Source organism: Aerosakkonema funiforme FACHB-1375 (genome assembly GCF_014696265.1).
In the GTDB taxonomy this organism is placed as follows: Bacteria; Cyanobacteriota; Cyanobacteriia; order Cyanobacteriales; family Aerosakkonemataceae; genus Aerosakkonema; species Aerosakkonema funiforme_A.
Genome location: NZ_JACJPW010000034.1, coordinates 64,611 through 75,315, shown reverse-complemented (window position 1 = coordinate 75,315; position 10,705 = coordinate 64,611). Strand labels below are relative to the sequence as shown.

2 protein-coding genes are annotated in these 10,705 nt (G+C 40.9%); both read left to right on the top strand.

Features of this window, described 5'->3' with window-relative positions; all coding sequences use genetic code 11:
- Positions 1-21: 21 nt before the first annotated feature.
- A complete protein-coding gene (locus tag H6G03_RS14850; protein ID WP_242060402.1) occupies positions 22-5,040 on the top strand; it encodes an AAA family ATPase in 5,019 nt (1,672 codons plus the stop codon).
- A gap of 179 nt (positions 5,041-5,219) precedes the next feature.
- Entirely contained in the window at positions 5,220-10,622 is a 5,403-nt protein-coding gene (locus tag H6G03_RS14845; RefSeq protein WP_190465136.1) for an ATP-binding sensor histidine kinase, read from the top strand.
- The last annotated feature ends 83 nt before the right edge of the window (positions 10,623-10,705 follow it).

Sequence of the window (10,705 nt, the reverse complement as noted above, 5' to 3'; positions counted from 1 at the left end):
CTAGAACAATGCTGGCAGCAATTGCGAACAAAAGGTCAAATTGAAGCTTTTCCTATTGCACAACGAGATCTGTGCGATCGCTTCATCATCCCCGATAAACTTTATGGACGAGAAAGCGAAGTTCAAACCCTCCTAGAAGCATTTGAAAGAGTCAGCCAGGGCGCAACCGAAATGATGATGGTAGCTGGGTTTTCTGGAATTGGGAAAACAGCCGTTGTTAACGAAGTGCATAAACCCATCGTCAGACAACGTGGCTATTTTATTAAAGGGAAATTCGACCAATTTCAACGGAATATTCCCTTTAGTGCTTTTGTGCAAGCCTTCCGCGATTTGATGGGGCAATTATTGACCGAAAGCGATGTCAAAATTCAGCAATGGAAATACAAAATATTAGAGGCGGTTGGGGAAAATGGACAAGTAATTATTGAAGTTATTCCCGAATTAGAAAACATTATTGGCAAACAACCCGCAGCAGTAGAATTATCAGGAATAGCAGCGCAAAATCGCTTTAATTTATTATTTCAAAAATTCACCCAAGTCTTTACCAGCAAAGAACATCCCTTGGTAATGTTTTTAGATGATTTACAATGGGCTGATTCTGCATCATTAAAACTAATGCAGCTATTAATGGCTTATACAGGTCATCTTTTCATTATTGGCGCTTACCGTGATAACGAAGTCAATCCTGGACATCCATTGTTATTGACATTGAGTGAAATCCAAAAGACACAAGCAATAATTAACACAATTACTTTAGCACCATTAAGTAATGTACAAGTGAATAAGTTAGTTGCTGACACACTCAAATGTCCAGAAGAACTAGCAGGGAATATTTCTGAATTAATCTATCAAAAAACTCAAGGTAATCCATTTTTTACTACACAATTAATCAAGGCATTATATCAAGATGGACTAATTAAATTTGATCTTGAATTAGTCTGTTGGCAATGTGACATAACTGAAGTAAAAGCGCAAACCGTTACAGATAATGTTGTCGTTTTTATGAGTTCACAATTGCAAAAATTACCGATATCAACTCAAAAGATATTACAGTTAGCAGCTTGTATTGGTAACTCTTTTGATTTAGAAACTTTAGCTATTGTTTCAGAACAATCAAAGGTAGATACGGCTACGGATTTATGGAAAGCATTACAAGAAGGGTTAATTTTACCAAATGGTGAAGTTTATAAGTTTTACCTCGCTCAAGAAACCCTTACACGTACATTGGAAAATCAAGAGACTGTTACCTACAAATTCTTGCACGATCGCGTCCAACAAGCCGCCTATTCACTGATTGCAGAGGAGCAAAAGCAGGCTGTCCACCTCAAAATCGGACAATTGCTACTAGCACATCAAGCGTTCGTTGCGTCAGAAAACAAAATTTTCGATATTGTGAACCATCTGGCGCTAGGTATTGATGCCGATCCATCTGCTTTCCCACCGATTCAGCTAGCAGAATTAGCACTCTTAGCTGGTATGAAAGCCAAACTCTCAGTTGCTTACCAAGCTGCTATTGACTACTTCACCATTGGACTCAGACAACTATCTCAAGCTACTTGGGAAACAAAGTATCGCCTCATGGTCGAGCTCCATCGGGAAAAAGCGGAATGTAGCTATCTTGTGGGTGAATTTGAAACCTCTGAATCCCTACTTGATTACACCTTGAAGCAGGTCAAAGATCCTCTGGATGCAGCCCAGATTTATGGCATTCTTATGACGCAACGGATGACCCTGGGAACAAATATGCTGTCTAGCGTGGAAGCTGGCATTCAAGGTTTAGCTGTTTTGGGAATGACACTGCCAACAAATGGAGATGAACTACAGGCTTTGGTAGAAGCGGAACGGCAACAAGTACAGGAAACTGTTGCTCAAATGTCGGCTCAGGCTCTACTAAATTTGCCTGCAATGACCGAACCAGTGCAGCAGAACTGTATGAAGCTCTTGGCAATCTTGTATTCAGCTTCCTATCTAGCAGGCAACCAAATGTTGAATCTGCTGACAACTCTGCGAATGGTGAATATATCTCTCAAGTATGGACGTGCAGAAAGTTCTAGCTTTGCCTATTGCTGCTACGGCATGATGTTGGCACTTGAGGGCGACTATCAAAATGCTTATCAGTTTGGCAGAATTGCTTTGGATATCGATCGCACTTTTAACAACACTCAGTTCATCGCCAAAAACAATAACCACTTCGCTCACATCATCAATCCCTTCTCGCGTCCTCTAGCAGAGAATGTGCCTCTATACCAGCAATCAATTGAACTGTGTATGGAATTGGGCGATTTAGTTTTTGGGGTATGGGCAATTGTATTTTTAATCTGGTCTCATCTTCTTAAAGGTACTCCTCTACCTTTCATACAAGAGGAAATTCAAAAATATCTTGGCTGCGTGGAGCAGACAAATGACCAGAATATGTTGTGTATTTTCCAACTTCAGCAACAGTTTGTGCAAGAACTGATGGATGACACCATTGAGAGCGGGGTTTTAACAGCAACCGGCTATCTCGAACACCCATTTTTCCGACTTTGGCAGCAAAGCCATTTCAATGTTGCCATTAGTTGGTATGGCCTTTTAGTTTTACAACGTGCTTTTTTTAAAGGTGATTACGCCCAAGTGTTGGCGATATCGCCGACGCTACAAGAAACGGTGCCGGCAAATATGGGTTTTTTCCCCATAATTGCCTATCACACTTATTATCCCCTGAGTTTGGCTGCTGCTTATGCCAATGCAGACGCGACAACCCAAGCTGTTTACTATCAACAAATTCAAGAACACCAGCAATTGTTGGAAAAATGGGCTAAAACCTGTCCTGATAATTTTTTGCACAAATATCAGTTGGTTTCGGCGGAACTTGCTCGTCTGAATGGCGATCGCATTTTAGCAGCAGATTTGTACGATCGCGCGATCTCATTAGCTCAAGAAAACGACTATATCCAAGAAGAAGCATTAGCTAGGGAACTAGCCGCAAAATTTTACTTAGACTGGGGTCAACAGCGCATAGCCCAAGAATACATGATTGAAGCTTACTATGCTTATGCCCGTTGGGGAGCAAAAGCGAAAGTTGCCGATTTGGAAAAACGCTATCCTCAATTACTTGCACCCATATTACAGCAAAATCGTTCGTTTTTTTCTACTCACGAAACTATTTTTCCTTTGGAGACTGTGACATCTATTAGTTCTGCTACATTGAGCAGCATCAGTGTCTCAGATACCCTAGATTTAACCGCAATTCTGAAAGCATCTCAAACTATCTCAGGGGAAATCGAACTAGAAAAACTGCTTTCATCGTTACTGAGAATCGCGCTCGAAAATGCTGGGGCAGATCGATGTATCTTAATGCTGTTGCAAGACAATCATTTACTAATTAAAGGCTCAATTACCCAGGAAACACAATTCATGGCGTTGCAAAGTTTTCCTATTGAAGACAGTCAAGAAATTCCCCACAAGCTCATTTACAAAGTCAAGCATAGTCAACAAACTGTTGTTTTATTGGATGCAACCGCAGATATCACTTTTGCCAACGATCCCTATATTATTCGTCAGCAACCTCAGAGTATTTTGTGCAGCCCAATTTTACATCAAGGTAAATTACTGGGCATTTTATATCTGGAAAATAATTTAGCCACGGGAGTGTTTACGAGCGCTCGCATCGAACTACTCAACTTACTTTGCGCCCAAGCCGCCATTTCCCTAGAAAATGCCCGACTTTATCAACGTTCTCAGGAATATGCCCAACAGCTAGAGCGATCGCTAAATGAATTGAAAATTGCCCAAACCCGCTTCCATCATCTAGTAGATAACGTTCCTGGGGTAGTGTATCAATTCCTGATGGCGACCGATGGCTCGGTGTCAATGCCTTACATAAGTAGTGACTGTTACGATCTCTATGAAGTCACCGCCTCTCAAGCGATCGCTAATGTGCAGATCATCTTAGATATGGTGCATCCAGAAGATGCTGAATCTAATCGTCAGTCAGTTGCAGATTCAGTTCAAACCTTAACTCCCTGGCGGTGGGAGGGGCGAATTGTTACCCCCTCTGGAATTATTAAGTGGATTCACGGTGAAGGGCGAATAGAAAAGCTGTCAGATGGCACATTAGTTTGGGATGGCTTGTTACTAGATATCAGCGATCGCAAACGAGCAGAACTTGCCTTGCAGCAAAAATCTCAAGATTTAGAACAAGCATTACAAGATTTACAACAAGCGCAATTGCAAATTGTTCAAAGCGAAAAAATGTCTGCTTTGGGTAACTTAGTGGCTGGTGTCGCCCACGAAATGAATAATCCTTTAGGGTTTATTTCTGCCAGTCTCCAAGAAGCTAAACCCACGTTTGCAGAGATTGTCGAACACTTAAAAATCTATCAAGAAACTTTGATTCATCCAACTGAAGAAATCCAAAATCACGCTGAAGAAATTGACTTAGAATATTGCTTAGAAGACCTGCCAAAAATGCTAGATTCCATGTCTGTAGCCTGCGACAGACTAAAAAATATCAGCACTTCCCTACGGACGTTCTCCCGTGCCGATCGAGAATATAAAGTGCCGTTTAATCTTCACGAAGGGATTGAGAGTACCCTATTAATTCTCAAACATCGCCTGAAAGCGAACGAACAGCGTCCGGCGATTGAGGTGGTGACTAATTACGGTAATTTACCTCAAATTGATTGTTTTCCCGGACAGCTTAATCAAGTATTTATGAATATTCTCGCTAATGCGATCGATGCGTTAGAGGAATCAAATCTGGGACGAAATTTCGCAGAAATTAAGGCAAAACCCAATCAAATTACCATTCAAACATCCTTAGTAGATAACCTGGTGGAAATTCGGATTGCCGATAATGGTAAAGGTATGACGGAGGCAATCAAAGCCAAAATATTTGGCCATTTATTTACTACCAAAGCTGTGGGGAAAGGGACGGGATTGGGGTTGGCGATCTCCAAGTCGATTGTTGTCGAAAAACATGGCGGTTCCATACAAGTCAATTCTATACTGGGATCGGGTACGGAATTTATCATCACCTTACCCATTCAGGGACGATAAACCAGTTATAGCGCTACGCGCAGGGAAAAGGGAACGGATTGCATTGCCATATAAAGGTATGAGCCATTCCCGATCGCTTGAAGAAAGTAAACATACCAGCGCGTATCGCTATAAATGTTTTTCGTTGATATTTGTACTCATTTAGCAAACTCGTCATTAATTTTTTGCCAAAGATCGTTATGAATAAATCCTTCACAAACCATCAAATTCTCAACTATCAAATTATTGAAAATATTTATTCAGGAAGTCGTACCTTAGTGTATAGAGCTATCCGTACTTCAGATCGATTACCTGTGGCGATCAAACTACTAAAAAATCTTTATCCCAATTTCAACGAATTGGTACAATTTCGCAATCAATATACTATTACTAAAAATCTGCAATATTCCTCGATTGTCAAAACATATAGCTTAGAACCGTATCAAAATGGCTATGCTTTGGTTATGGAAGATTTTGGGGGAATTTCTTTAAAAAATTACGTCCAAAAAGTCAATTTCCAATCTCTAAAAGAGTTTTTAGATATAGCGATCGCCATTTGCAATGCTTTAGAAGTATTGTATCGCCAGAGAGTAATCCATAAAGATATCAAACCCAGCAATATTTTGATTAATCCCCAAACCAAAGAAGTTAAATTAATCGACTTTAGTATTGCTTCACTGCTACCCAGAGAAACCCAAACTATATTAAATCCCAATCATTTGGAAGGAACATTAGCTTATATTTCTCCGGAACAAACTGGCAGAATGAATCGAGGCATTGATTACCGGACTGATTTTTACTCTTTGGGCGTAACTTTCTACGAATTGCTGGCGGGAGAATTACCATTTTTAGCCAACGATCCAATGGAGTTGGTGCATTGTCATATTGCCAAACTGCCAAAATTAGTGCATGAAATCAATCCAGAAATTCCTGTCGTCCTATCAGAAATAGTAGCCAAATTGATGGCAAAAAATGCGGAAAACCGCTATCAAAGCGCATTAGGATTGAAATGGGATCTAGAACGATGCTGGCAACAATTGCAGGCAAAAGGTAAAATTGAAATCTTCCCGATCGCTCAACGGGATTTGTGCGATCGCTTCATCATCCCCGATAAACTCTATGGCAGAGAAACCGAAGTAGAAATCCTCCTCCAAGCATTCGATCGAGTCAGCCAAGGCGCAACAGAAATGATGCTGGTGGCTGGGTTTTCTGGGATTGGAAAAACTGCTGTTGTCAACGAGGTGCATAAACCAATTGTCAGACAGCGAGGATATTTTATCAAAGGCAAATTTGACCAATTTCAGCGCAATATTCCCTTTAGTGCTTTTGTACAAGCTTTTCGAGATTTAATGGGACAATTATTAAGCGAAAGCGATGCCCAAATTCAACAATGGAAACAACAGATTTTAGAAGTTTTGGGAGAAAACGGACAGGTAATTATTGAAGTAATTCCTGAATTAGAAAGCATTATTGGCCCACAACCCGCAGTAGTAGAATTATCAGGAACGGCGGCGCAAAATCGCTTTAACTTATTATTTCAAAAATTTACCCAAGTCTTTACCAGAGTAGAACATCCCTTAGCGATATTTTTAGATGATTTGCAATGGGCGGATTTAGCATCTCTGAACTTAATGCAGCTATTAATGGCTGATACGGGTTATCTTTTCATCATTGGTGCATACCGCGATAACGAAGTCTACCCAGGTCATCCATTAATGTTGACTTTGAGTGACATTGCTAAATCGCGATCGACAATTAATACGATTACTTTAGCACCGTTAAATCAAGTCCAAGTAAATAAATTAATTGCTGACACGCTCAAAACTTCAGAAGATTTAGCTGGTAATCTTTCTAGATTAATATATCAAAAAACTCAAGGCAATCCCTTTTTTACCACCCAGTTTCTCAAAGCGTTATATCAAGATGAACTGATTCAATTTGATTTTGAGTTAGGCTGCTGGCAATGCGACATCGCGCAAGTAAGAACTCAAGCAGTGACAGATGATGTTGTAGCTTTTATGAGTTCTCAATTACGCAAACTCCAGCCATCAACTCAACAGATTTTGCAGCTAGCAGCTTGCATTGGTAACTCTTTTGATTTAGCAACTTTGGCAATTGTTTCAGAACAATCTCAAATCGAAACAGCAGCCTGTTTATGGAAAGCATTACAAGAAGGATTTATCGTACCGATCGGCGATTTTTATAAGTTTTATGTCTGCCAAGAAACCACAAAAACTACATCAGAAAATCAGGAAACTGTTACTTATAAATTCTTACACGATCGAGTACAGCAAGCCGCTTATGCTCTGATTCCCGATCGCCAAAAACAGGCAACTCATTACCAAATTGGTCAACTACTCCTGCAACAAGTTTCTCCAGATGCCAGAGAAGAGCGGATTTTTGAAATAGTCAATCAATTAAATTATGGAACTTCTTTAATTAGCGAACAAACACAACGAAATGAACTAGCACGACTTAACCTCACCGCCTGTCGCAAAGCCAGAACTGCCACCGCCTATCAAGCAGCGCGTGAATATGCCGCAGTGGGACTATCTTTGTTAGGAGAAAATGCTTGGCAACAGCAGTATGAAATGAGCCTCGCTTTTCATGAATTAGCGGCGGAAGTCGCCATGCTATGCGGTGACTTTGAGGCGATGGAAAAGTCGATCGATCTTGTCACCGAACAAGCACATTCTTTACTAGAACAAGTCAATGTTTACCGCATTAGGATTCAAGGTAAAACTTCCCAGCGCCAACTCAATGAAGTGCTGGCGATCGGCATCAATATCTTGCAACAGTTGGGCGCAAACATTACCGAATCACCCACACCCGCAGATATTCAACAGTCAATCCAAGAAATTAGCGAATTGATTGGTGACAGAGAAATTGCAGATTTTGTCAACCTCCCTGTGATGACAGATGCAAATAAAATCGCCATTACCCAGATTGCCAGCAGCATCATGGCAGCAGCTTACACCAGTGGATCTCTTATGTATCCATTACTAGCTACCTTGTTAGTCAAATTATTCCTGCGGCACGGCAATATATCTGTTTCTGCTACTAACTATACTTGTTACAGTTTAGTTCTATGTAATATGCAGAATATAGATTTAGCTGCACAGTTTGGAAATTTGGCATTGAATGTGGCGGCAAAGTTCGATGATAAAGCAACTAAACTGGAAGTATTTTTCCTGCTGGGAAGTTATATCCTCCACCGCAAATCTCACCTCAAAGAAATGTTACCCCTCTTGAGTGAGAGTTATACCCTGGGGCTAGAAGTTGGAAACCCGGAATACGCTGGATATGCGGTTCACAATTTCTGTTGGATTTCTTTTTGGTGCGGTCAACCCCTTGCTAACTTGGCGGAAGATACACGCACTTACTACCATGCTTTAGTGCAACTGAAGCAGTTGGGAACAGCTAATTACTGTTTGATTTATTGGCAAGTGACTTCAAATTTACTAGGTTTGGCAGAGCATCCCACCATTTTGTCTGGATCGGCTTTCCAAGAACCAGAATTTCTCCCCCGGTTGCAGTCTGTCAACGATCTAAATGGATTATATATTTTCCACTCGCATAAGTTGATGCTTTGCTTTTTGTTTGGGGAAGTTGAGCCAGCTAATAACCATGCCTTTGAGTGCAGAAACTATTTCATATCGGGTGCGGGAACAGTTGGCGAACCTGCGTTTTATTTCTATGATTCTTTGGTGGCTCTAGCACTATTGAGTCAACCGTCATCGGAAGTATCAACTCTATTAGAACGGGTGGCAGAAAACCAAACTAAGTTACAGTATTGGGCGGATTATGCGCCCATGAATCACCAGCATAAAGTCGATCTCGTAGAAGCCGAAAAATGTCGAGTTTTAGGACAGAAATCTACCGCCATCGAGCTATACGACAAGGCAATTTTGGGAGCCAAAGAAAATGAATACATTCAAGAAGAAGCTTTAGCAAATGAACTAGCCGCTAAATTTTATCTCAATTGGGATAAAGAAAAAATAGCTCAAATATATATGCAAGAAGCATACTACTGCTACGCCCGTTGGGGTGCAAAAGCCAAAGTTGCCGACTTAGAAAAACGCTATCCCCAATTACTCGCTCCCATATTACAGCAAACTCGTTCGACTATCTCAACTCACGAAACTATATTTGCTTTGAGGAATGTCACCTACACCAGAAGCACTACATCCAGTAGTAGTGCTTCTGTAGCTTTAGATTTAGCTACCATTCTCAAAGCTTCCCAAACTATCTCCAGCGAAATCGAACTGGAAAAATTGCTGTCATCGTTGCTTAGAATCGTCATCGAAAATGCTGGGGCTGATAAATGCGTGTTAATGCTGCGGCGAGACGATTCGCTACGCGACAGCAAAGGTGAACGCCTGCTGATTAAAGGCTCAATTACCCAGGGAACAAACCCAGTAGTATTGCAGAGGATTCCGATTGAGGATAGTCAGGATATTCCCCTAAAGCTAATTTACAAAGTTAAGCGTAGCAAGCAAACTGTTGTGCTGCTGGATGCTACAGTAGAGCCAATCTTAGCCAACGATCCCTATATTATTCACCAGCAACCTAAGAGTATTTTGTGCAGCCCGATTTTACACCAAGGGAAGTTGATGGGCATTTTATATCTAGAAAATAATTTAGCAACGGGAGCGTTTACTAGCGATCGGGTAGAAATCCTGAATCTACTTTGCACCCAAGCCGCCATTTCATTAGAAAATGCCCGACTTTATCAAAAATCTCAACAAGCATTACAAGACTTACAACAAGCTCAATTACAGATCGTACAAAGTGAAAAAATGTCTGCTTTGGGTAACTTAGTTGCTGGTGTCGCTCACGAAATGAATAATCCTTTGGGGTTTATTTCTGCCAGTCTCCAAGAAGCTAAACCTACCTTTGCTGAGATGATCGAACACTTAAAACTCTATCAAGAAAGCTTTCCCGATCGCACTGATAAAATTAAAGCTCATGCCGAAGAGATTGACTTGGAATATAACTTGGAAGACTTGCCCAAAATGCTAGATTCCATGTCTATAGCCTGCGACAGATTAAAAAATATCAGCACCAGTTTACGCACTTTCTCTCGTGCCGATCGAGATTACAAAGTGCCATTTAATATTCACGAAGGCATTGACAGCACGCTCTTAATCCTCAAACATCGCCTGAAAGCTAATGACCTACGTCCCGCCATTGAAGTGATTACCAACTACGGTAATTTACCTTTAATCGAGTGTTTTCCCGGCCAACTCAATCAGGTATTTATGAATATAATAGCCAATGCGATCGATGCGCTGGAAGAATCGAATCTGAGACGCAGTTTTCAGAAGATTCAAGCTAATCTCAATCGTATTACAATTCGGACAGAAATAAAGGATAACGAGTCGGTAATGATTAGTATTGCCGATAATGGCATTGGCATGACGGAAGAGGTGAAGTACCACATTTTTGACCACCTGTTTACCACGAAAACGGTGGGTAAGGGAACGGGATTGGGATTGGCGATCGCTAAGTCGATCGTTGAATCAACCCACAACGGCAAATTGAGTTGCAACTCTGTTCTCGGTCAGGGTACGGAATTTCTTATTGAAATTCCCGCCTCATAATTAGCTAACCTGAGTTCGGGAGAAGAAATCACATTAAAAAAATATATCAATGCTTGAGTTCCAAGGCTGACAAGTTTAGGCTT